This is a genomic window from Arthrobacter oryzae, assembly GCF_031454875.1.
GTDB classification, from domain to species: domain Bacteria; phylum Actinomycetota; class Actinomycetes; order Actinomycetales; family Micrococcaceae; genus Arthrobacter; species Arthrobacter oryzae_D.
The window spans coordinates 1-21,852 of the sequence record NZ_JAVDRQ010000013.1 but is presented as its reverse complement, the minus strand read 5'-3'; the positions used below and the strand labels follow the sequence as shown (position 1 = coordinate 21,852).

Annotated in this window: 20 protein-coding genes and 1 pseudogene; 13 read left to right on the top strand and 8 right to left on the bottom strand. The window is 63.0% G+C overall.

Going from position 1 to position 21,852, the window contains the following annotated elements:
* Positions 1–278: 278 nt before the first annotated feature.
* Positions 279–1,163 carry an aldo/keto reductase gene (locus tag J2805_RS20115; protein WP_309979445.1) on the bottom strand — a complete coding sequence of 295 codons (885 nt, stop codon included), beginning with the start codon at positions 1,161–1,163 and terminating at the stop codon, positions 279–281.
* 75 nt (positions 1,164–1,238) lie between these two features.
* Complete coding sequence (locus tag J2805_RS20110) at positions 1,239–2,114, bottom strand: helix-turn-helix transcriptional regulator (RefSeq protein WP_309979443.1); 876 nt, start codon at positions 2,112–2,114, stop codon at positions 1,239–1,241.
* 223 nt (positions 2,115–2,337) lie between these two features.
* Between J2805_RS20110 and J2805_RS20105 the strand changes: the two genes are divergently transcribed.
* From J2805_RS20105 to J2805_RS20065, 9 genes and pseudogenes are all read left to right on the top strand, one after another.
* The gene (locus J2805_RS20105) at positions 2,338–3,531 is read left to right on the top strand and encodes an MFS transporter (RefSeq protein ID WP_309979441.1); all 1,194 of its coding nucleotides are present in this window, start codon (positions 2,338–2,340) and stop codon (positions 3,529–3,531) included.
* 83 nt (positions 3,532–3,614) lie between these two features.
* Positions 3,615–3,782 (top strand): hypothetical protein, encoded by a 168-nt coding sequence (locus J2805_RS20100; protein WP_309979439.1) that lies wholly within the window; start codon positions 3,615–3,617, stop codon positions 3,780–3,782.
* A gap of 10 nt (positions 3,783–3,792) precedes the next feature.
* Positions 3,793–4,908: an FAD-dependent monooxygenase gene (locus J2805_RS20095; protein WP_309979437.1), complete on the top strand. Its 1,116-nt coding sequence runs from the start codon at positions 3,793–3,795 to the stop codon at positions 4,906–4,908.
* A 231-nt stretch (positions 4,909–5,139) separates the two neighbouring features.
* Complete coding sequence (locus J2805_RS20090; RefSeq protein WP_309979435.1) at positions 5,140–6,012, top strand: aldo/keto reductase; 873 nt, start codon at positions 5,140–5,142, stop codon at positions 6,010–6,012.
* 138 nt (positions 6,013–6,150) lie between these two features.
* Positions 6,151–6,426: a hypothetical protein gene (locus tag J2805_RS20085; RefSeq protein WP_309979433.1), complete on the top strand. Its 276-nt coding sequence runs from the start codon at positions 6,151–6,153 to the stop codon at positions 6,424–6,426.
* A gap of 126 nt (positions 6,427–6,552) precedes the next feature.
* Positions 6,553–7,050, top strand: a pseudogene (locus tag J2805_RS20080) (IS256 family transposase); the annotation flags it as partial.
* The gene (locus tag J2805_RS20075; protein ID WP_309979431.1) at positions 6,978–7,709 is read left to right on the top strand and encodes an MmyB family transcriptional regulator; all 732 of its coding nucleotides are present in this window, start codon (positions 6,978–6,980) and stop codon (positions 7,707–7,709) included. The pseudogene J2805_RS20080 and the gene J2805_RS20075, both read left to right, overlap by 73 nt.
* A gap of 168 nt (positions 7,710–7,877) precedes the next feature.
* The gene (locus J2805_RS20070; protein ID WP_309979429.1) at positions 7,878–8,600 is read left to right on the top strand and encodes an SDR family NAD(P)-dependent oxidoreductase; all 723 of its coding nucleotides are present in this window, start codon (positions 7,878–7,880) and stop codon (positions 8,598–8,600) included.
* Positions 8,582–9,325, top strand: coding sequence for an SDR family NAD(P)-dependent oxidoreductase (locus J2805_RS20065; protein ID WP_309979427.1), 744 nt, complete (start codon positions 8,582–8,584; stop codon positions 9,323–9,325). Before J2805_RS20070 ends, J2805_RS20065 begins: the two co-directional genes overlap by 19 nt.
* Before the next feature lie 223 nt (positions 9,326–9,548).
* On the opposite strand, the gene J2805_RS20060 is transcribed toward J2805_RS20065, so the two are convergent.
* The 3 genes from J2805_RS20060 to J2805_RS20050 all read right to left on the bottom strand — a co-directional run bounded on the left by J2805_RS20060 (position 9,549) and on the right by J2805_RS20050 (position 11,881).
* Complete coding sequence (locus J2805_RS20060; RefSeq protein ID WP_309979425.1) at positions 9,549–9,830, bottom strand: NAD(P)H-dependent oxidoreductase; 282 nt, start codon at positions 9,828–9,830, stop codon at positions 9,549–9,551.
* A gap of 342 nt (positions 9,831–10,172) precedes the next feature.
* Positions 10,173–10,922 (bottom strand): NADPH-dependent F420 reductase, encoded by a 750-nt coding sequence (locus J2805_RS20055; protein ID WP_309979423.1) that lies wholly within the window; start codon positions 10,920–10,922, stop codon positions 10,173–10,175.
* Positions 10,923–11,038: 116 nt separating this feature from the next.
* Complete coding sequence (locus J2805_RS20050; protein WP_309979421.1) at positions 11,039–11,881, bottom strand: SDR family oxidoreductase; 843 nt, start codon at positions 11,879–11,881, stop codon at positions 11,039–11,041.
* A gap of 149 nt (positions 11,882–12,030) precedes the next feature.
* Between J2805_RS20050 and J2805_RS20045 the strand changes: the two genes are divergently transcribed.
* The 4 genes from J2805_RS20045 (at position 12,031) to J2805_RS20025 (ending at position 18,634) form a co-directional block, all read left to right on the top strand.
* A complete protein-coding gene (locus J2805_RS20045) occupies positions 12,031–12,906 on the top strand; it encodes a helix-turn-helix domain-containing protein (protein ID WP_309979419.1) in 876 nt (291 codons plus the stop codon).
* A gap of 553 nt (positions 12,907–13,459) precedes the next feature.
* Positions 13,460–14,866 carry an MFS transporter gene (locus tag J2805_RS20035; RefSeq protein ID WP_309979415.1) on the top strand — a complete coding sequence of 469 codons (1,407 nt, stop codon included), beginning with the start codon at positions 13,460–13,462 and terminating at the stop codon, positions 14,864–14,866.
* A gap of 408 nt (positions 14,867–15,274) precedes the next feature.
* Positions 15,275–16,054 (top strand): isocitrate lyase/PEP mutase family protein, encoded by a 780-nt coding sequence (locus J2805_RS20030; RefSeq protein ID WP_309979413.1) that lies wholly within the window; start codon positions 15,275–15,277, stop codon positions 16,052–16,054.
* A 1,770-nt stretch (positions 16,055–17,824) separates the two neighbouring features.
* Entirely contained in the window at positions 17,825–18,634 is an 810-nt protein-coding gene (locus J2805_RS20025; RefSeq protein WP_309979411.1) for an IclR family transcriptional regulator, read from the top strand.
* A 237-nt stretch (positions 18,635–18,871) separates the two neighbouring features.
* Here J2805_RS20025 and J2805_RS23990 read toward each other — a convergent pair whose 3' ends face one another.
* The 3 genes from J2805_RS23990 to J2805_RS20015 all read right to left on the bottom strand — a co-directional run bounded on the left by J2805_RS23990 (position 18,872) and on the right by J2805_RS20015 (position 21,541).
* Positions 18,872–19,342 (bottom strand): SDR family oxidoreductase, encoded by a 471-nt coding sequence (locus J2805_RS23990; RefSeq protein ID WP_396134441.1) that lies wholly within the window; start codon positions 19,340–19,342, stop codon positions 18,872–18,874.
* Between the two features lie 119 nt (positions 19,343–19,461).
* Positions 19,462–20,478 carry a zinc-dependent alcohol dehydrogenase family protein gene (locus tag J2805_RS20020; RefSeq protein ID WP_309979409.1) on the bottom strand — a complete coding sequence of 339 codons (1,017 nt, stop codon included), beginning with the start codon at positions 20,476–20,478 and terminating at the stop codon, positions 19,462–19,464.
* Between the two features lie 322 nt (positions 20,479–20,800).
* Entirely contained in the window at positions 20,801–21,541 is a 741-nt protein-coding gene (locus tag J2805_RS20015) for an SDR family NAD(P)-dependent oxidoreductase (RefSeq protein WP_309979407.1), read from the bottom strand.
* Positions 21,542–21,852 lie beyond the last annotated feature (311 nt).

The following is a 21,852-nucleotide window of genomic DNA, read 5'->3' as shown; positions in this document are numbered from 1 at the left end:
AGGATGAGTACTCGATTTTTGCTTCGAGGTTATGAGACATAGTTACGGGAATCGCCTTTGCCATCGCGCGTCCGAGTTTTCGTAAAACATCCGCGACTGTGCAGGTCAGACGTCTATTCCCTCAGTGAGACGTCTCGTTTCCCAAGGGTTATGAGACGTCCCTTGAAGAGATGAGGTGTCCTCGGCACCCAGGCACAGGGGACTGACTTTGACTCCGGTGCGGCCAAGCGAGCGGTAGTCCATGCTGCTTCGTTGTCTCTGGTCTGGTTCTGCCGTGCTTAGGCTTCGGGGATGGACACATCGAACCACTCGTCGTGGGAGACGTCGGGGTCCGGGCCGTTGCGTACGCCGGTGTCCAACGCGTTGATGGCTGCAATCTCGTCCGGGGACAGTTCGAAGTTGAAAACGTCGAAGTTCTCGGCGATGCGTTCCGGGTTGGTCGATTTCGGGATGGCTGAGCGGCCCTGCTGCAGGTGCCAGCGGAGCATAACCTGCGCCGGGCTCTTGCCGTGCGCTTCAGCGATCGCGGCGATGGCCGGGTCCTGCATGACGTTCTTCCGGTCCTCCTCGCCCCACCCGGGGTAGAAGGTGATGCCGCCGATCGGTGACCAGGCCTGGGTGATAATGCCGTGTTCGGCGTCGGCTGCCTGGACATCCGGCTGGCTGAAGAACGGGTGCAGCTCCACCTGGTTCACTGCCGGGATCACGTCGGTCTCGGCCAGCAGTTGCTTGAGGTGGTGCGGCATGAAGTTGCTGACACCGATGGCCCGCACCCGTCCGTCGGCGAGCAGGGTCTCCAGCGCCTTGTACGCGGCGAGGGTCCTCTCGAACCGGCCCGGCATCGGCTGGTGCAGGATCAGCAAATCCAGGTAGTCCACCCCGAGCTTTCCGACCGCCTTCTCCCAGGCGTGCAGCGTTTCCTGGTAGCCGTAGTCACTGACCCATACCTTGGTCTCGATGAACACGTCCGACCGGTCCAGGCCGGAGCTGCGGATGCCTTCGCCGACCTCCCGCTCGTTGCCGTACCCGGCGGCAGTGTCAATGTGCCGGTAGCCGGCTGCCAGGGCGGCCTCGACCGCAGCTGTTGTTTCTTCCGGTGCGCTTTGGAAGACGCCTAGCCCGAGGGCAGGCATGGTGACGCCGTTGTTGAGTGTGATGTTCATGTGGTTCAGGTTCTTTCGTTAGGTGCGGACGAATACTTTGGGTGTTTTGGTGCCGCCTGCGGTGACCGGTGGGGGTTAGAGGATGTCTGTGGCTGCGGGGGCGTTGGCTTCAGTAGCGGCCCAGGCGGAGAGCAGTTGCAGGGCGTCGTGGGACGGTGATCCTGGTTCGGCGCTAAAGGTGATAAATGTCAGTCCGGGATCGGCCATGAGTTCCATGACTTCGAAGTCCAGTTCGAGCTCTCCCACGGCCGGGAGGCGGACGCGTTTTGAACCGGTTTTGTGCTGGTGGACGTTGTGCGCGGCCCAGCGCATACGGAACTCGTCACTGCGGGTCGAGAGCTCACCGATGAGGTCCGAGAGCTGGCGGTCGTGCGGGTCGCGTCCGGCCGCGGCCCGCAGCATGGCGACGCATTCATTCGCTGCGCGGTCCCAGTCAGGTGCGAAGTCCCTTGCGCGGGGGTCCAGGAAGACGAAGCGGGCCTGGTTCGGCGGCAGGATCGCGGTGTCGAACTGGGCGGCGTAGAGTGCCCGGCCCATCCGGTTCGCTGCGATGATGTCGAGCCTGCCGTTCTGGACCACTGCGGGCAGGTCCGTCATGGCATCGAGCATTCGCTGGACGGTGGGGCGGACACGCCGTTGCGGGGTGCGTTGGCGCCTCGGGCGGGTGGAGTTGTCGGAGCCTCGAATCAGGTCCCTCAGGTGCCGCTCCTCGACGTCGTCCAGTCTCAGGGCATGGACCAGGGATTCAAGGATGCTCTCGGAGACACCGCTGAGGTTTCCGCGCTCGAGCCGGCTGTAGTACTCGACGCTGACCTGGGCGAGCATCGCAACCTCTTCCCTGCGCAGCCCCGGCACCCGCCGCCGGCCATAAGACTGCAGGCCGACCTGCTCGGGCGTCAGCCTGGCCCGCCGGGAGGTCAGGAATTCCTGAATGTCATCTCGGGTGCTCATGCCTTCAACGCTATGCCGGGAGTCCGGGGCGTAACCATACCCTGTCAGTACATGGCTTAGGCGGGTCTGTTTAGGCAGGTCTGGTCCGTGGTCTCGTAGATATAGACGGCGATCAAGCGCCGACCACACTCCCCCACGAAGCCAAGATTTACCGCCGCCCGATCCTACCGCCACGAACATCACAGGAACCACGAGTGGCACACGATCATTGAGAAAGAACATCATGACAACAACTCTTGCCACCCATGGCATGACCCGCCTGCGGACCATCGTCTTCGCGATCGCCGCTGGCCTCGCCGTCGGGAACCTTTACTGGGCGCAGCCCCTCATCGAGGAGATCGCAAACTCGCTTGAGGTCTCTTCCGCTGTCGCCGCGTCACTGGTCACCGTCACCCAACTTGGGTACGCGCTCGGGATCTTCCTCATCGTCCCCCTGGGCGACGTCCTCAACCGCAAACGCATGATCCCCCTCATCCTTGGACTGTCGGCGATCGCCCTCCTTGGCGCTGCCGTCGCACCGACGTTCTCCCTCCTGCTGGCCGCGCTCGGCGGGGTCGGCCTGACCACCGTGTCCGCGCAGTTACTGGTCCCACTTGCCAGTGAACTGGCAGCACCCGAACAGCGCGGCCGCGTGCTCGGCACCATCGCCTCCGGAGCCCTCATCGGCGTGCTCCTGTCCCGCACCATCAGCGGAGCCGTAGCAGAGTACGTCGGCTGGCGCGCCATCTACGTCCTCGCCGCCATCCTCACGGTCGCTCTCGCCGTCGTGCTGTCGTTCCTGATCCCACGGCTGGAAAAGCGACCGGCCACGAACTATTTCCGTCTGCTCGGGTCCGTATTCACCACCGTCGCCCAGCACCGCGCCGCAGCTCCCACCATCCTCATCAGTGCCTCCGCGTTCTGCGTGTTCTCCCTGTTCTGGACTTCCCTGACCTTCCTGCTGTCCGCTCAGCCGTTCTCCTTCACCGTCGGCCAGATTGGACTCTTCGGCCTCGCGGGCCTCGTCGGGGCAGTCGCCGCACGACGGGCCGGCATGCTTCACGACCGAGGCTGGTCAGTACCGGCCTCCGGCATCGCGCTGACCCTCCTGGCCGTCTCCCTCGTCGGCGCCTGGCTGGCACAGTCCTCCGTCATCGGCCTGATCGTAGTCGTCATCGTGCTCGATCTCGCCGCGCAGGCCACCCTCGTGCTCAGCCAGACCAGGCTGCTGTCCCTGCCCGGTCAGAACCGCAGCCGCCTGAACACCGCGATCGTCGTCAGCAACTTCCTCGGCGGCGCGATCGGCTCCGCCCTCGCCGGACCGCTCTGGGCCACCGGCGGGTGGACCCTCATCACCGGCACCGCCCTGGGCATCGTCGTCATCGCGCTCCTGGTCTGGACCCTCACCCGCCGCGGTGCTCTCATCGACCAGAACTGACACACCCAACAAACTCTGACCAGTACCAAATAACAGGGAAGTGATTCCCGAATGTCCGCACACCCACAACCGTCGGTGCTGGCATGGCCATCCTCGCCCTCATCGGCGCCACCCGGACCACCACCCAGGCCCCGGCACCCGAACCCGCCGCGCAGCTCGAACACGAGACGTACGCCCTGACCGTTCGTTTTCCCTGCGGCCCGCCAGACAAGCGGGTCGCAGGGACCCCGGGCACCAGCAGAACAAGATAGGAGAGCCACCGTGCACACAAAGCACCGCCCCATGACCGGGACCACCGACCATCACGACCCCTCGGGCACTGCGATCGTCGTCGGGGCTTCCCTCGCCGGTCTCATGGGCGCCCTGACGCTCTCACGGGCGGGCGTGCAGGTCACCATGATCGAACGCTCCGATGACACCGGCCGCACAGGAGCGGCCCTCCACGTCCCCGATGGTCTCCTCGAACGCATCACCGGGCTCGACACATCAGAAGTACCGCAGCCCCTGGCCCCGGGCATCCAGACATGGTTCGCCGTCCACGGAGCGCTCCGCGCCGCAATCGAAACAGACCCTCTCATCGAATTGCGACAAAACACCACTGTCAGCAAGGTCTCGCAGGACGCAAACTCCGCCTCGGTCGTCACCTCAACCGGGCAGAGGATCACCGCGGACATCGTGATCGGGGCCGACGGCCACCGCAGCACCGTCCGCCGGCACATCTCACCCGATCACCCGGATGCCAGCTTCGCGGGCTACGTCATATGGATCGGAATCGCCGACGAGTCGGCCATCGGAGCCCGGCGCTGGCCGGCAGACATGGCCTTCCTGGGCGGCGGCAGTGACACCTTGCTCGGATATCCGCTTCCGGGCGCCAATGGTTCCCTCGCACCAGGATCACGCCGCCTTGGCTGGGCCTGGTACGACTCCAGCAGAAACGATCTGCTGCGTTCAAGCGGCAGCGTCAAAGGCTCCGTGGTGCGGCACTCACTCATGCCCGCCGGGATCCCGAACACGACCTACCGCGAGCTCGCCCAACAGGCCCGTCAAATGTTCCCCGCGCCGTGGAGCGATGCAATCCTGGACAGCATCGAAAGGCGGGCAGTCATCGGCACACCCATCGCCGAATACGTACCCACACGACTCGCCCGGGACCGCGTCGCGATCGTCGGCGACGCCGCCCACGTACCGACCCCCATGACCGGCAGTGGGTTCGCCGAATCCCTCTACGACGCCGAAGCCCTCGCCGACGCGGTCGCAGACCGCGGCACAACACCCGCGGCGCTGCACAACTACGAGAACGCAAGGCTTCGCAGCGCCCGGAAGCTTGTCCAATCAGGACAAAGCTTCAGCCGCTCCTTCGCCAGACGCGCGGCATGACCTTGTGTGCCGGCGACATGAGCGCCCACCACAAGCCCGCTCCAAACGTCCCGGCCGAAGCCTCCTGAGCACGGCCCGCCATCCTGCGGACCTGAACCGTCCGGAGAATGCGGCACAGGGCTGCCGAAAAAAGTTGTCCCGCATTTCCTGCGGGATCCGATGCGGCTGGACACCATGCCTCGGGAGTGCACTCCCACTTCACCACTCAACCGATAAACGAAAGAGAAAACCATGTCCTCCACAGTTACCTTCAACAATGGCGTCACCATGCCCGCGATCGGCCTGGGCGTATACCAGACAGCTCCGGAAGAAACGGTCAACTCCGTGCAGACGGCGCTGGAACTCGGGTACCGGCACATTGACACCGCCGCCGCCTACTTGAACGAGCGTGAGGTCGGGGAGGGTCTGCGCCGCTCAGGGGTGCCGCGGGATGAGGTGTTCATCGAGACCAAGGTGTGGGTCACGGAGTACGGGTACGACGAGACCCTGCACGCGTTCGAGAAGAGCGCCAAGAAGCTCGGCGTCGAGCAGCTGGACCTGCTGCTGCTGCACCAGCCGCTGCCAGCGAAGTTCGAACGCACGATCCAGACCTACAAGGCGCTGGAGAAGCTGCTGGCCGACGGCTCTGTCCGCGCCATCGGTGTAAGCAACCTCTTGCCGGCCCGCCTGGACGCATTGCTCGCAGAGACCGACATCGTGCCGGCGGTCAACCAGATCGAACTGCACCCGTACAACGTCCGCGCCGAACTGCAGGCAAAGCACGCCGAGCACGGCGTCATCACCCAGGCGTGGTCCCCGATCGGTGGTATCCGCAGCTACAACGGCGAGGCCGCCAACCCGCTGAACGACGCCACGATCCGCGCCATCGGTGAGGGCTACGGCAAGTCGAACGCGCAGGTCATACTGCGCTGGCACATCCAGCAGGGCCGCTCCGCCATCCCGAAGTCCATCAACGCCGCCCGCATCGCGGAGAACTTGGACGTCTTCGACTTCGAGCTGACGAACGATGAGTTGGCACGGATCGACGCCCTGGACACCGGCGACACCCTCGACCTCGAGACCCTCGACCCCGAGTCCTTCGGCATCGTCATCGACGATGCCTAGGCAGCACCCAGCACCAACTCACAGCACGGGCGGGCCGCATCTGTTCGGCGGCCCGCCCGTGCTGTTTCATCGATTGGCGCCCACCCCCACCTTGTTTTAAACGGGCTCCCCCACCGGGGCCGACTGGAAGGACCTCTTTTGCCTACTGCCTTCATCCCGTTCACCATGTGCGCCACGGTCCGCGAGACCCACGAGCATTCATTCCGCACAGACTTAGAACGCCTCACATCCAGCCACCGCAGTTGGGCGCCCTTGGACGTCGTCAAGTCCACCAACACCAAGGCTGTCCTCCGGGGAGCGATTCCGCAAAGCATCCACACCACCACCGACGCGAGTCTTGCCCACTACCTCCAAGACCGCCTTGTCACCGATAAAAACATCCACTTGGATCTCGCCATCAGCATCCAGCGCTAACAAACCTCGAGCAGCCCCCGACCATGCAAACCCGGGCTTTCGTGCAGCACTGCACCTCAGCCAAGAAACAAACGTTCAAATTGTCGCGTTAGACCCTTCCGAGACAGTGCGGGACTGTAAGAAAGGATCGACCAGATCGTGCTCTCGCTGTCCGCCCGGGGGCTGACCACCGGGGAAATCGCCGCGCACTTCGAGGAGGTCTACGGGGCCAAGGTCTCCAAAGACACCATCAGCCGCATCACGGAGAAGGTCGCCGGGGAACTGGCCGAATGGTCGGCCCGACCTTTGGACCCGATCTATCCGGTGCTCTTCGTTGACGCGGTCGTGGTCAAGGTCCGTGACGGGCAGGTGCGCAACACCCCGTTCTACGTCGTCATGGGCGTCACCGTGAACGGGGAGCGGGAGATCCTGGGGATCTGGGCCGGGGACGGCGGCGAGGGTGCCCGGTACTGGCTGCAGGTCTTCTCCGAGCTGAAGAACCGGGGCGTGGAAGATGTGTTGATCGCTGTCTGTGATGGGCTCAAGGGCCTGCCGGAGGCGATCACGACCACGTGGGAGCGAACGGTGGTGCAGCAGTGCATCGTGCACCTGATCCGCAACAGCTTCCGCTACGCCGGACGCCAGCACAGCGGGCCCACCTGTTCGACCTCGCCCACGCGGCCAGCCCGGTTGCACGGCCGCCGCGGCGACGGAGCTCGAAGTCCTATGTGCCGCATCAGAGTTTGCAGTGGGCGCTTGATGCGATCACGGCCGGACCCGCGTTCGTCCGTAATGGTCGTATGGATCTGCAGGCGGTCAATTCCTTGATGCGGGCGTTCTACAAGGACTGCTACGACATGCCGGGCCAACCGCCGAACATCGCCCGGTTCACCTTCCTGGATGAACGTGCTCACGAGTTCTACCCGGACTGGGATGCCTTCGCAGAGGTGACTGTCTCCATCCTCCGGACGGAGGCCGGCCGGGACCCCCACAACAAGGAACTCCATGACCTCATTGGTGAGCTGGGAACCCGCAGCGAGGAGTTCCGCCGCCGTTGGGGTGCGCACAACGTCCGCCACCACGGCACTGGGTTCAAGACCTTCAACCACCCCATCGTGGGCGAAATGACTCTCGCTTTCGAGGGGCTGGAGATGGCCGCTGAGCCTGGCCTGACTCTCACGATCTATACCGCAGAGCCCGGGTCGCCGTCGGCAGAGCGCATGCAGCTGCTCGCCTCATGGGCGGCCAGCGAGTACGGAAACGCCGTCCAGCCGGCGTCCGAAAGAACACGCACGGACGGCTGACCACGCCGCGCTGGCGCCACTACTGAGCGGTGTAGCCGTCGTCGACCGGAAGCGTGACCACGATGACACAGCTTGATGCCTCGCTGCCTAACCACAGGACCGCCGCGGCCACCAGCCCGATCAACCGGGCACCTCGTCCTGATATACCCTCCACGAAAGAAGAACCCCATGAAGACCACGATCGCGATCATCGGTGCCGGACCCGGCTTGGGTCTCGCCTCTGCCCGCCGCTTCGGAGCCAAAGGCTTCAACGTTGCCCTCCTCTCCCGTACCCAGGAACACGTCGACGCCCTCGCAGCGGAATTGGCCGACGCCGGCATCACCGCCCGCGGCTACGCAGCCGACGTCCGTGACCACGAGTCACTCAACACTGCCCTTGCCCGGGCGGCCGGCGAGCTGGGGCCAGTCGAAATTCTCCACTACAGCCCCGTACCATCCAAGGAATATCTCCGGCCCGTTCTTGAAACGACGCCCCAAGAACTGCGCTCGGCGCTCGAGTTCTCCACGCTGGGAGCAGTGGCCGCCATGAACGCGGTACTTCCGGGCATGCGTGCCCTCGGCCGCGGAACCGCCCTGTTCGTCAACGGCTCCAGCGCGGTCCGGCCCAACCACAACTACGCGGCACCTCCGCCGCGTTCGCCGCCGAATCGGCGTACGCCCAGATGCTCCACGATGCCTTGGGACCGGAAGGAATCCACGTCGCGCAGCTCATCATTCCGCTGGGCAACGGTGGAGGTGACCCCGCGCACGAACCGGCAGCCCTGTCCGAAACCCTCTGGCGCATCTACAGCCAAGGGAAGGACTTCCGTACCTTCGTGGCACCTCTCGACTGAGTTTTCACGAGACAACGTTCCCAAACGGAAGGCAAGTCCGTGTCCCGCATCCTCGTAACCGGTTCCAGCGACGGCCTCGGCCGAGCGGCGGCTAAAGCGCTGCTCGACGGCGGCCACGTCGTCGTCGTGCATGCGCGCACGAGCGGGCGGCTGGCCGCGGTCCAAGACCTCCTCGACCGCGGCGCACAGGCCATCGTGGGCGACCTCGCCAAGCCCGACGAGATGCGCGGTCTGGCCGAACAGGCGAACGCCCTGGGACGGTTTGAGGCAGTGATCCACAACGCGGGAGTCATCGGCGGCCCGGACCTGCTGCCGGTGAACGTTGTCGCACCCTTCGTCCTCACCGCAGAAATGGAGCGCCCGGACCGGCTGATCTACCTCAGCAGCAGCATGCACCACGGCGGCCGCGCGGATCTCGCGGGGGTGGACTGGAGCGGCGGACGGGAGTCCCGTTCGTACTCCGACAGCAAGCTGTTCGTCACTGCCCTGGCAGCGGCCGTTGCAAGGCTATGGCCTGACGTGAGCGCGCACGCCGTGGATCCCGGCTGGGTGCCGACCCGGATGGGCGGGCCCGGAGCCAGCGACGACCTCCGCCTCGGTCACGTCACGCAGGCCTGGCTCGCGGCGGGCGAGAAACCGGAAACTCTCCGGAGCGGTCAATACTGGCACCACAAGAGAACCCAGACACCGCATCAGGCGGTAGGTGATGAACGCTTCCAGACGGCGCTCCTCAGCTCGCTGGCCAACTACACGGGAAGCACGATCCCAGGAGAAGAGCAATGAGCACTTGGCCCCAGGCGATCGATCGGATCGCCGCGAGCGACGACTTGCATATCGCGCCGTTCCGCGCCGATGGCGCCACGTCCACTCGATTGTCCATATCATCCACGCTAAGCCAAGCCCGGAGGCGGAGGGAGTCCCTTCCAGTACCTCTATCGCGCGGGCCCCTCCAGCGCGAAACAGGAGCCCTCCTGGCCGTAGCAGGACCGCCCCCCTGCCGGTCAGGTCAGTGGCAGTAGCGTAAGGATGTCGCCGAGTCCCCGGGCAATGAGCAGCTCACCGGTGCGGAGGTCTCTCCCGACACCGGGAGTTTCGTCCCAACGGCGGAATATCCGGCAGTTGCAGGTGACGTGGACGGTGGCTGTCGCTCGATCTGGAAGTCGGGGTAGGTGGCGTAGAGGTCATGCACGGTGACATGGGGCAGATCGCGTACGGCGTCAACCAGCGCCGCGTTGGCCTTCGACTGGGACAGATCGGGGTGCGCGACCACAAAGAGGACTCTAGACATAATGAGAAACCTTTGTACTAATGAGGGAAGCGGGTATATGGGTGCCTACAGGAGTGTGACAGGTCAGGAATTCGCCGGGGCATCAGTCATTCCCCCAGCCAGAACTCCCCTTCCCCGAGCCAGAACTCCAGGAGCGGGGGGCTGAGCCGGGCAGGTCGAACTTCTGGGCGGCGACGTCCAGCCAGTTCGGGCGCGTATGCTCAGGCATGGGCGTCGCCGCAGGCCAGGCTGCCGCCCGGTTCGCGTGAGGCCTCAGCGTAGGCAAGGAATTCCTTCGCCTTGGCCTCGGCCGCTTCGATGGCGTCCTCACGGGCGGCGAAGCGCTGCAGTTGATGTGTGTTGTTACTGCACCTCGGGGAAGTACCCGCCTGCTGGTCCTCTCACGGCGCTTGCAACCAGCTCTTCGACCCGCTGTGCCGATTGTGGAATGACTGGGGCGGCCAGCAGCCACTGGATGAGCTCGTCAGTGGTCAGGGAGTCGGTCGGCCACCCCGGCATGTACGGGTCGCAGTAGACGGGCGTGCCTGGTTCGCTGCGCCAGCTGCCGGCGAGTCCGCCGGTATCGAGCGCGTCGTACCCGAGGGTGTTCAGAAGGTCGGTTAGACGCGCTTTGGCGGTGGCGTCTTCGCCTGCGATCGGCAGGGCGCTTCGGTCCGAAGCCCCGGCAGGGCGGGCGCCGTTGCCGAGGCTGGCGAAGGTGATGTTGTTGAACGCTTTAACAACGTGAGAGGCAGCGAGATGCGCCTGCACCAACTGGCTCGCCGTCGACCTATCCTCGTCCAGGTCGGGGATTTGTCCGTCTCGCTGCGGGTAGTAGTTCGTCGTGTCAATGACGACTTTCCCTGCCAGGTCGTCTGCGGGTAGGTCCGTGTAGGCGACGAGTGGGATCGCGGCGATCACCAGGTCGGCCTCGTGGGCGACCTCGGTGACCGTTGCTGCTCGGGCGCGGGGTCCGAGTTCCCGGACCAGTTCGGTCAGGGTCTCGGGGCCACGGGAGTTGCTGAGGATGACGTCGAGGCCTGCTGCGACGGCTAGGCGCGCAAGCGTGCCACCGATCGCGCCCGAACCGATAATGCCGAGGGGACCTGCCATGATAAGTGTCCTTTTCTAGTGGTGGAAGTGGAGGCTGAGGTGCCGCATGGTCAGCCTGAGCCTGGGGTTCTGGTGAGGTGATTGGACTCGGAGCAATGTGCCGGACTGACGCCGTCTTAGGCGTCGAAGGACAGCGATGCTGACAGGGTCCGGTTGGTCTCGATCTGGTCTTGGACGGTGGTGAGCTTCTGCTCGATAGCTGCCATGGCGTCTGCGCCGGCGACGAACCGGAGCGGCAGCGTTCCCGAGTCGGACAGAAAGACGAGCGCGTTGGCGAGCTTCTTCGGGTCGCCCCCCTGCTGCCCGTTCATTGCCTTGAAACCGGCGATCGCCTGCGCGGTGCCGTCGGCGTAGTCGTCGATCTGCAGCTCCGGCCAGATCGTCGACGAACCTTCCACGAGGAGTTCGGTGCGGAAGAACCCGGGCACGACAGTAGTTGTGGTGATCCCAAACTGCTCGACCTCGGCCTGCAGTGACTCCATCCACCCCTCAAGGGCGAACTTCGACGCCGCATATGCGGACGTGAACCCGCCGCCGACGAAGGCGGCAGTCGAGGTGATGGTGACGATCGAGCCCGAGCGCTGCTGGCGCAGGATCGGCAGAATCGCGCGGGTCACGTTCAGCTGGCCGAAGAAATTTGTGTCCAGCTGTGCTCGGACCTGCGCGTCGCTGAGGGTTTCGAAGAACCCGGCGTAGAAATTACCGGCATTGTTGACGAGTACGTCGATACGGCCGAAACGAGCGACGGCGGCCTCCGCTGCGGCGGCTCCGGCGGCTTCGTCAGTGACGTCGAGAGCTAGGGCGAGGAGGTTCTCGTGCTCCCCGATCGCGTCCTGAACCCGGGCAGCGTTGCGGCCCGTGGCGACGACCGAATGTCCGGCGGCGAGGGCCGATCGGGCAATATCGATGCCCATACCGCGGCCCGCTCCGGTGATGAACCAAACGTTCTCTTCTGCCATGACTACGTGTCCTCCTGGTTATGCAGATCGGCACTTTGCCTATCCATTGAGTTCCAGTAAAGGAGAACCCGCCCGCCGGAGGCAGACCCGCTCTATAGGGTTAATAAGAGGGACCCCCTCGGAGCCAATGGCCAGCGTAGATTTGGAGCATGACCACCGCCGCCAACATCCGCGAGTTCCTTATTACGCGCCGGTCGCGGCTGAGCCCTGCCGACGCCGGGCTGCCCGACTTCGGTGGTCGCCGACGGGTGCCTGGGCTCCGCCGTGAAGAAGTCGCGTTGCTCGCCGGGATGAGTGTTGAGTACTACGTGCGCCTTGAACGGGGCAACGCATCAGGGATCTCGGACGCCATCCTCGACGGCATCAGCCGCGCGCTCAAGCTCGACGACGCCGAGCACGCCCACTTGTACGACCTGGCCCGCGCAGCAAACCAGGGCGCGAGGACACCGCGTCGAAAGCCCGCCTCCCGCACCCAGCAGATCCGGGCCGGCACCCAGCGACTCCTCGACGCGATGACCTTCCCGGCAATCATCCAGAACGGTCGGATGGACGTCGTTGCCACCAACACCCTCGGGCGTGCGCTCTTCTCCGAGATGTATGTCCACCCTCAAGAGCCGGTGAACTTCGCCCGCTTCCTCTTCCTCGACCCCCGGGGCAGGGCCACCTACCGCGACTGGAACGACTCGGCCGAACAAATCGTCGCCCTTCTCCGCGCTGAATCAGGGCGCGTACCCGCCGATCGGGCACTCCGCGGCCTCATCGGAGAGCTCGCAGACGGCAGCAGCGAGTTCGCAGCGCTCTGGGAAGCCCACGACGTGCGGGTACACCTTGCCGGCATCAAACTCATCCATCACCCCGACGTGGGCGACCTCGACCTCAGCTACGAGGCCATGCAGCTAATTACCGATCCCGGGCTCCAATTCATTGGTTTCACAGCCGAACCAGGGTCCGCCTCTGACCACGCTCTCCGCCTCCTCGGAAGCCTGGCAGCGCGTGCCCCGGAGGAGATCAAGCTCGAAAGATAGTAAGCGCACTTCGAGGGAACCGCTTACCATCAAAACCCCGGCCGACGTCCTCAGTTTCGTCGGGCACACGCTCGGGTTCTGGCCGCAGGAAAGCCTCGTGTGCATCACCTTGGACGCTAACCGGGTCGGGGCAACACTCAGGGTGATCTCCCCACCTGAAATATTGACCAAGTCCCACCATGCAGGATATCGTCAAACCTGTTCCAAAGAACTGTGTGCACCGTCACTGTCGAACCACACGCATATCGCGCGAATGTGGCAAGGCAGAGTCGGCAACTTATCAACCTCGAGAGGGTCCCCCGCGTCGAGAAGGATCAGTTCATAACACACCGTCGTGTTCGTGCCGCTGCGCACCGAACACCAAGCCAAAGGTAATGACACGCATGTCCGAACATTGTCGATCGAATCCGTGCGAAGCTCGTACTCACAGCCCAGCAGACGACACTGATATAACCGGAGCCATCCCGGAACTGGCTTTGCTCCCAATCAATCCACCGAACCCCACCAATTGCTGTAAACCCCTTGCCACGACACGACCGGGAGGAGTCGCACGATGAACACGCACGTCAATGCGGGCCTGCGGCTCGACAGTCTCCCCATCGGCAAGTTTCACCGGCGTCTGGTGCTGCTGGTCGGCCTCGGCATGTTCTGGGACGCGTTCGATAACAAGATCTCGTCCGCGGTGCTGGCATCGATGCTGCCTACCGGTTTCTCGACGCTCGAGCTGAACTCATTCTTCCTTTCGGCGACCTTCGCTGGCCTTGCGATCGGAGCCGCGTTCGCCGGCTGGCTCAGCGACCGGGTCGGACGCGGCTTCGCATTCCAGTTCAATCTGGCATTGTTCGGTGTCGTATGTTTGGTTTCGGCGATGTCACCGTCGATGGAGGTGCTCATCGCCCTTCGATTTGTCATGAGCATCGGGATGGGGGCCGAGTACGTCATCTGCTACGGCATGATCACCGAGTTCATTCCGCGTGGCCATCGCGGCCGGTACTTGGGCCTGCTCGGACTCTTCGGCGGGCTGGGCGTCTCTTTGTCCTCGCTCATCGGCTGGTTGGTCATTCCCGCGTGGTCCTGGCAGGGGATGTTCGTCATTGGGGGTGTGGGCGCGCTCATCACCTGGTGGCTGCGGCGGGGTATGCCGGAGTCCCCGAGGTGGTTGGAGTCGCGCGGACGGTACGATGAGGCCGAAGCTGTCATGCAAATGATTGAGAGGGAGTCCGGCGTCGACAGCCAGAAGGTTATCCCGACATCGGCGGCCCAGCACGAGGCCGGCGGAGCGAACGAGAAGGCCGATTGGATGCCGATCACGGTGCTGTTTTCGCGCCCTGTCATTCAGCGGACGCTGTTGGCCCTGATCCTAACCGTCATCTGCCTGTTCGGTTCCTACTTCGTTACCGGCTGGATGCCCACGTTCTTCGTGGAGCAGGGGATGACCGTGTCGAAGTCCCTGGGGTTCAACGCGGCCATCATGTCCGGCTATGTTGCGGGACCGCTGCTGTGCATGTTCGTCACGGACCGCCTCGGACGGCGCCGCAGTATCGTGATGTTCGGGACGCTGGCAGCGATCTTTGCTGGCATTTTCCCCTTCATGAAAGAGCCTGCCCTGATCATCGCGGTCGGCTTTATCCTGGTCGCCATGGCCGCGTCGTTCCTAACCCTGTGTCTGGGAACGGTACCGGAGTTCTTCCCAACAGCCTTCCGCTTCCGTGGCGGCGGCTTTGCTCAGACTGTCGGGCGCATCTGCTTGATTGCATCCCCCTTCATTGTCCTGTGGCTGTTCTCAAATTACGGCATCATCGGGGTGATCCTGGCCGTATCGGGCATGTACGTCGCCGCAACCCTGATCTACGCCCTCGGACGTGTTGACACTTCTCATGAGGCATTGGCGCAGCTCGCCCCGCACGGCGACACTGATGATCTGCCAGTGGGGGCCAGGCAGTCTAGCTCGCAAGGCTGAACGGTCCGCCGACAATGCTTTGACGTCCCCGGACTGGCAATACCAGCCCGGGGACGTCAACGCGGCCAATCTGTGCAGGAACCTCCCTGGGTGCCAATTCCGGCGCGGGTGAAGCGAGGCAAGAACACCTGTCCACTGCACTGCACCACAGTCCACGGAGTACACACAGGAACGATGTAGGTCAACTGCTATGGCTACATCGATCCGTGGTCGGTTTCAGCGGAACCAAACTAAGTCACTCCGGCTATAAGGGAACGGCTGCCCAGATGGACACGTACCTGTACACGAAGAGTGTGTACGTGCAGCTGTGACGCGCCGCCTTGCGTGGCATGCTCCAGGCCCAGGCCGCCGGGATAACAATCCTCCCCAGCCCCCAGCAAAATGCGCGAGAGAGAATGGAAACGGAGAATGACCAAACTAAGCACGTATGACCGCGCGCAGCAGGTGAAAGCATTGTACGAGGCACCGGAGATCCTGCGGGTTGTAAACGTCTGGGATGCCATTAGCGCCGCAACTGTCGCGGCACTGCCGGAGACGAAAGTGATCGCCACCGCCGGCCACTCGATCGCCGCCACGTACGGTTTCGCCGACGGCATGATGCCCCTGGACATAGCGTTGGCAGGGATCAAAACAGTCGTCGACGCAGTTGACATTCCGGTCACGGCCGATCTTGATGATGGTTACGAAGACCCCGCTGAGACGATCCGCCGGGCGATCGGGCTCGGTGTTGTAGGGGCCAACGTCGAAGACCGGCTTCGACCCTTCGATGAAGCTGTCGCCCGCGTGCACGCCATTATCGAGGCTGCCAACGACGAGGGCATCAAGTTTCAGCTCAACGCACGGACAGACGCGATCGTGCGGGGCGGTGACCGCCCAATTAAGGTCAGCATCGATGACGCGATCTATCGAGGTCGTGCATATCTCGACGCCGGTGCCGCCTTGGTGTTCGTCCCTAGAGCACTCACCCGCCAAGTCATCGAGCCTCTTGTCGACGGACTCGGGAGAGGAAAGCTGTCAGTGATCGGCGCACCTGGAGCGCTCCCCGCGGCCGAATTGGAAGAACTCGGGGTAGCCCGTATCTCATACGGCCCCTTCCCGCAGCGTGTCGCACTGCGTGCTCTTCGCGATCTCGCCACCGATCTGTACGGTACCGGTGTGGTTCCAGTGGACACTCCGCCCCTGACCTAAGTTAGGAGGGCCGAAGGTGAGGCCACGATTGCTTGGGGATCAGACCGGCCAGAGCAAGTCTTGTCGTCGACGGGGCAGTTGGCTTAAATGGACCTCCATCGCGGCTGTCTGCACGGCCCGTTTCCAGGCCAGCGCCCGGTCGTGCGGGCAGGGGTGACGCTCGGGAGCATTGGTTCTGGAGTGCCGTCCGTTCAGCGCAATTGGCGGACATCGGCTCAGCGGCCGCAGACGCGGGACAAGGCTTTGCCGGGAGCTGTCAGGGGTGGTTCGCTCACTCCGACCAGATCTCTGTGGCCGGTACGGCGGTGCTCGTGGCAGGAAACCTTAGTGGCGCCCTGAGCCACTCGTGGCGAGAGGAAAGGACGTGTAGAGGAACGTGGCCGGTTGCGGCTGTTCGTTTCGGAGAACATGCATGCTGCCTCGCAGAACGATCTAGTCGCCTGCGCCCGGGGTCACGTCGCCGTCCTCCGGTAGCACCATCAGTTGACTGTTGAGCATGTGATCACGTGCACAGACAGTCACTCTGCACGTTGGTTACTGCAAGTGCGTCACCGTTTGGGGGCTGGCACGGTGAGTATCCGAACGGCCGATCCTCCTCTCGGCGCGGCAGCTCCGACCGTCCACGTCGGAGTCTACAAGTGCATGACTTCAGCGTCAGCAATCAAGTCGGCAATGAAGTCATTGATAACACGCTCGACGCAAACGAAAACGAAGCTGGTGCGCAGAATCGCGATCTTCTTTGACACGCTAATACTTCCTTCTTGATTGGATGCCTAACGTGCGGTCATTCATCAGACCTGAATGATGTGGCTACGTCACGGGCAGGGAGGCCAAAGCCAGAATTGGATGACAAAGTCTCCATGGACAATATCCCGCTATGTGGGATAGGGTCAATATAGAGGAGCCCTTCGTGGATGAAAGACGCGGCCTGATGCCCAAACCCCTTCGACTCCTGCCTATGCGAACATGCCGGGCCCCCTCGATGGGTACCGGAAAAACCTGTGGCAGAAGGTTCATCTGCATCATCCGTCAGTCAGGAGGAGAGCATGGAAGAAATAAGGGACCATTCCCACCATCTCGGCCAATTCGTTGGGTCAGCGGTGATTGTAGGAGCATCCCATGGCCACCAAAACACACTCTTGCGCCTAAAAACGTTCGCGGGCGAATACATCGACTACCGCGTTAGCGACATTCCTGATCCCGAACCGATAGCAGACAACTGCAATTTCCGCCCCATCTCAGTCAAGATCCAGAATAGTGGTGAGCGCTGCAGTGTGATTGCAATGACCTCGGATGGAACGCGAAACTTCAGCGTTACCCTGGGCGCGGCGTTGGCCCTGTACAAGTCAGGCGTACATGCAGTGGTCGACGGAGGACTTCAAATCGGAGCCCCCTGCTCCATAAGGAATAGGCCAGCGAATGCCCTCCGCCCAAGCTCTCCCGAGTCGCTGGACCCGACGCTTGCATAGTTTCCACTCCGCTTGGAGACCACGCTCAGTCGAGACGTCCCAGCGGCGCGTGTATATAGCGACCGAGCCTGCCGTGACGGGCCCAAGGCCTTCAAATTTCATCGGAACTCGTCCAGAACGCCTGCCCCAATTTCCTGCCCTGAGACCACGAGAACGCTATAGTCCGGCGGGTTTCGCGCAGACGGCACGCTTGTAAAATGCCATATTGGCCAGAGGAATCCTGTAGTATGGGATTTTATCCGTCGCTCGGGTAAAGTGGCCCAGCTTACGGGCAAGAAAGAGAATGATGAGGACTCAGCTCATGAGTGGACACGGTTTGGCCGCAGATGTCGCCGAGGTGACGGAAACCCCGGACAGTGCGGGCAGCCTGGCCAGAATGCTGACCGTCCTCGACCTCTTCACTGAACAAAAACCTGTTTGGTCGACTGCGGACCTCATTGATGCATTGGAGGCTTCCCGGTCAACGGGTTACCGCTACATCAAAACCCTGCATGACGCTGGGCTGCTCACCACGGTCCGCAACGGGTACTACAGCCTTGGTCCGCGGATCATCGAGATGGACCTGCAGATCCGGCAGACGGACTCCCTGCTTCTGGCAAGCCACGGAGTCCTCGAAGACCTGGTGAAAAACGTCGGACACTCAGCCCTCCTTTTGACCGCGTTCCGCGATTCGGTCCTGTGCATCGGTGAATGCCGTGCCCCGCTTAGCCCCGCCAACCGGTTCAGCCGCGGGCAGCGGCGTCCGATGTTCCAAGGCGCCGGGTCCAAGGTCATGTTGGCCCATCTCCCCCATTACCGCCTGAAGGCCATTTACCCCCGTCACCTCGAAGAGATCGAGCGCGCCGGACTAGGCACCACGTGGAGCGAGTTCCGCAAAACCCTCGGTGAGATCAAGAAGGACGGCTACCTTCTAACCCGAGGAGAGTTCAACCCCGGCGTCTACGGCGTCGCAGCACCCATCCTCACCGACCAGAAGACGGCCCTCGGCAGTGTCGGCGTCGCGTGGGACGAACACGTCCGCGAGATCAACGTCGAACAAGCAATACAGGCCGTCAAAAAAGCAGCAACCACCATCTCCGAACGCCTCGCAGAGAACCAGAACCACCTATAGGCCTCTCAGCGGAGACCAAAGGGGTCAGGGCGGAAGTAGCTGTGACGTAGGTCCAGCCGTTGGTGGCGGGGAATGACGGCTTCGTCCCAAACGTGTTCTCGTTCATTACGGGGGTGGGAGCTGTTGTCGCCTGCCGAAATCCTGAAGCAGAGCCACCCGAGGCCCGCCGCATCATCCCGGTTCGATGACGCCTGGGCGGACGGCATTGATGCGGATGTTCCGCCGAACGCGTCAGGCCTATGACGGCGTGTTGGCTGTTGCACAGGCGGCGGTCCCCTTAATGCCGATTACTCCGGCTCCGGAGATACCGCCGCCGGCCTGCAGCATAATTGGGATCTGATTACGCAAGCAGAGGAAACTGCTGGTTACGTTCCTCTGCCAGATATGGGCCCATTTTTTATCCGCAAGTGGTGCAACCTTATGGTCCTTGCCGACATTGTTGAAGGCAATATCGAGGTTGCCGTAAGGGTGCGGTCCAGCGCGGAGACGACGTCGTTTTCCTGGGTGACGTTTCCCCGCAGCGTAAGAAGCTCTCCCCTCGCCCTCCTTGACGAGGCGTTCGGTCTCTTCATTCGCGGCGTCGTCGATATCGACGAGGGCGAGGTTTGCCCTGGCCCGGCACCGCCACTCTGCAGGACCATGGTCCGAAGGCCTTCGGCGCGTTCCTGGGGGCCGTAGTGGACGCTCTCGGGGAAGTATCCGACCCATCCTTCCTCCAGGACGTCGTTCTCGGTGTAGGGCAGCTTGCCCTGGATCACGTAGCGGATCTGGTCGACTTGTGCCGGTGCCGGGGGGGGGTACGCCAACCGCCGCCGGTGTCAGCGTCCCTACGGACGCAGGAGCACCTTGATGGCGCGGCGCTCGTCCATGGCTTTGTAGCCCTCGGCCGCCTCGTCCAGCGGCAATTCGAGATCGAACACCTTTCCCGGGTTGATCTCGCCCCTGAGGATGAGGTCGATTAGTTCGGGAAGGTAGTCTCGGACGGGTGCGGGTCCGCCGTGCAGGTGGACGTGGGAGAAAAACATCTCCAGGCCCGGCAACGCGACGTCGTGGGCGACGCCCACGTACCCGACGTGCCCGCCGCGGCGGGTGGCGCGGATGGCCTGCATCATGGATTCCTGGGTTCCCACGGCTTCGAGGACTGAATGCGCGCCAAGACCGTTGGTCAGTTCCTTGATCTTCGCAACGCCCTCGTCGCCTCGTTCCTCAACGATGTCGGTGGCGCCGAACTCGCGGGCCAGCACCTGCCGGTCGGTGTGGCGGGACATGGCAATGATCCGTTCAGCTCCCATCTGCTTCGCAGCCAGGATGCCAAGGAGTCCCACGGCGCCGTCACCCACCACTGCGACAATCTTGCCTGGCCGCACCTCGGCAGCCTTGGCGGCGAACCATCCCGTGCCGAGCACGTCGGAGGCGGCCAGCAGAGACGGGATCTTATCGGCGTCGGGCATTTCCGGTGTGGCCACCAGTGTGCCGTCCGCGAGGGGAATGCGCATGTATTCGGCCTGCGCGCCGCCCACGCCCTGGCGGTGAACGCAACCGCTCTGATAGCCCGCACGGCAAATCTCGCAGGTGTTGTCCGAAGCAAAGAAGGACCCGACGACGAACTGGCCCACCTGGACGTTCTTCACGTCCGCGCCGATCTCCTCTACGAGGCCCACATACTCGTGGCCCATCGCGACAGGTTCAGCCACGTCGTCGTCGCCGCGGTAGGGCCACAGGTCGGACCCGCAAACACATGCGGCAGCCAGTTTGATGACAGCGTCCGTAGGCTGTTGGATGGCTGGCTTGTCACGGTCCTCAACGCGGACGTCGCCGCGGCCGTGCAGGATGGTTGCGCGCATGATTGATTCTCCATTTGCTTGGTGGCTATAAAGGGCTGTTTTCATCAAACCGCGTCTGCATGGCCGTAACGATGGCCCTGCCGAAACGGGTTACGGCAGACCCTTCCCTGCGGGCTTCCTCCGCAGCCGTTTGTCTTATTCACTTCGGGCTGATCGCGGGTGATGACGAGCAGCGGCCGAGGCAACCTGCGATGCCCAGCTTTTGCCCGCGCTAACCGCGCCATCCAGGCAGGCAGATGTCAGGAGTGGTGGTCGTAGTCCCCAGGAAGGTTCAGATTCACGGACTAGTTCAAGCCGGCGATGCCCTGGTCGGTGATGAGGATTAGTGGAAGGACCTTCCGCCGTCGGTAGCCAGTGCGGCTCCTGTTACGTATGAGGATTCCGGGCTGGTGAGGAAAAGGATGGCGCGGGCGATCTCCACCGGGTCGGCCAGGCGATTGAGCGCGTAATTTCCAACATTTCCCCTATGGCCTTCAGCCATGGCTGTATCGACCATGCCGGGACAAACAGTGTTGGCCCGGACTTTCGGTGCTAGCTCGGCCGCCAACGCTTTCGTCAGAGCAATAACCCCTCCCTTGGACGCAGCGTAGGCTGTATACCCGGGCGAGTTCGGCAGCAGCCCTGCCGCTGAGGCAATCGTGACAACTGTTGCCGACGTTTCCTGTAGGAGCCAGGGGATGCAGCTTCGGACTACGTTGTACGTGCCGGTGAGATTGATATCAATCACCTTGCGCCAGTCCTGAGTTGAAACGTCGACCGCATGCCCACGGAACATAATGCCGGCTGCGTTAACGACGCCGTCAATCCCGCTCAGCGTGGCCGCAGCTTCCTTGATTACACTGGCGACTGCCTCATCGTCGGTAATGTCGACGGGAAAGGCTGAGCCACCGATTTCTTCGGCGGCGACCAGGAGTTTTTCCTTGTCACGATCGAGAAGCCCAACCGCTGCCCCTTCGCGTGCGAACAGCTGAGCGGTGCTCCGTCCAATCCCAGAAGCTGCGCCCGTAATTATGATCCGACGCCCCTTCAGTCGCTCAGTTAGAAGTTCTGCATAGTCATTCATGTCGCTATTCCCTTGTTAGCAATTATTATTCAGTTCAATGGGCACTCGTAGGCTGGCTCCCGGCGTGCTCATCCACATCCCCGGGAAAGTCGCCCAAACCAGCGGGCGCCTCTTCGATCTTCTGAATGAGGGCCAATCGTGCTGTGGAGCGAGCTTGGTCTCGTCTCTTTAGCCACCGGCCGTTTCCACTTGGCTGGCTGCGACTACTAGTCGGTGTAGGGTAGTTCGCGTTCGGTTGAGAGGTCCCAGACGATTGCTTTGCGGCGGGTGTACATGGCCACGGAGTCGAAGCCGTTTTCTTTGCCGAAGCC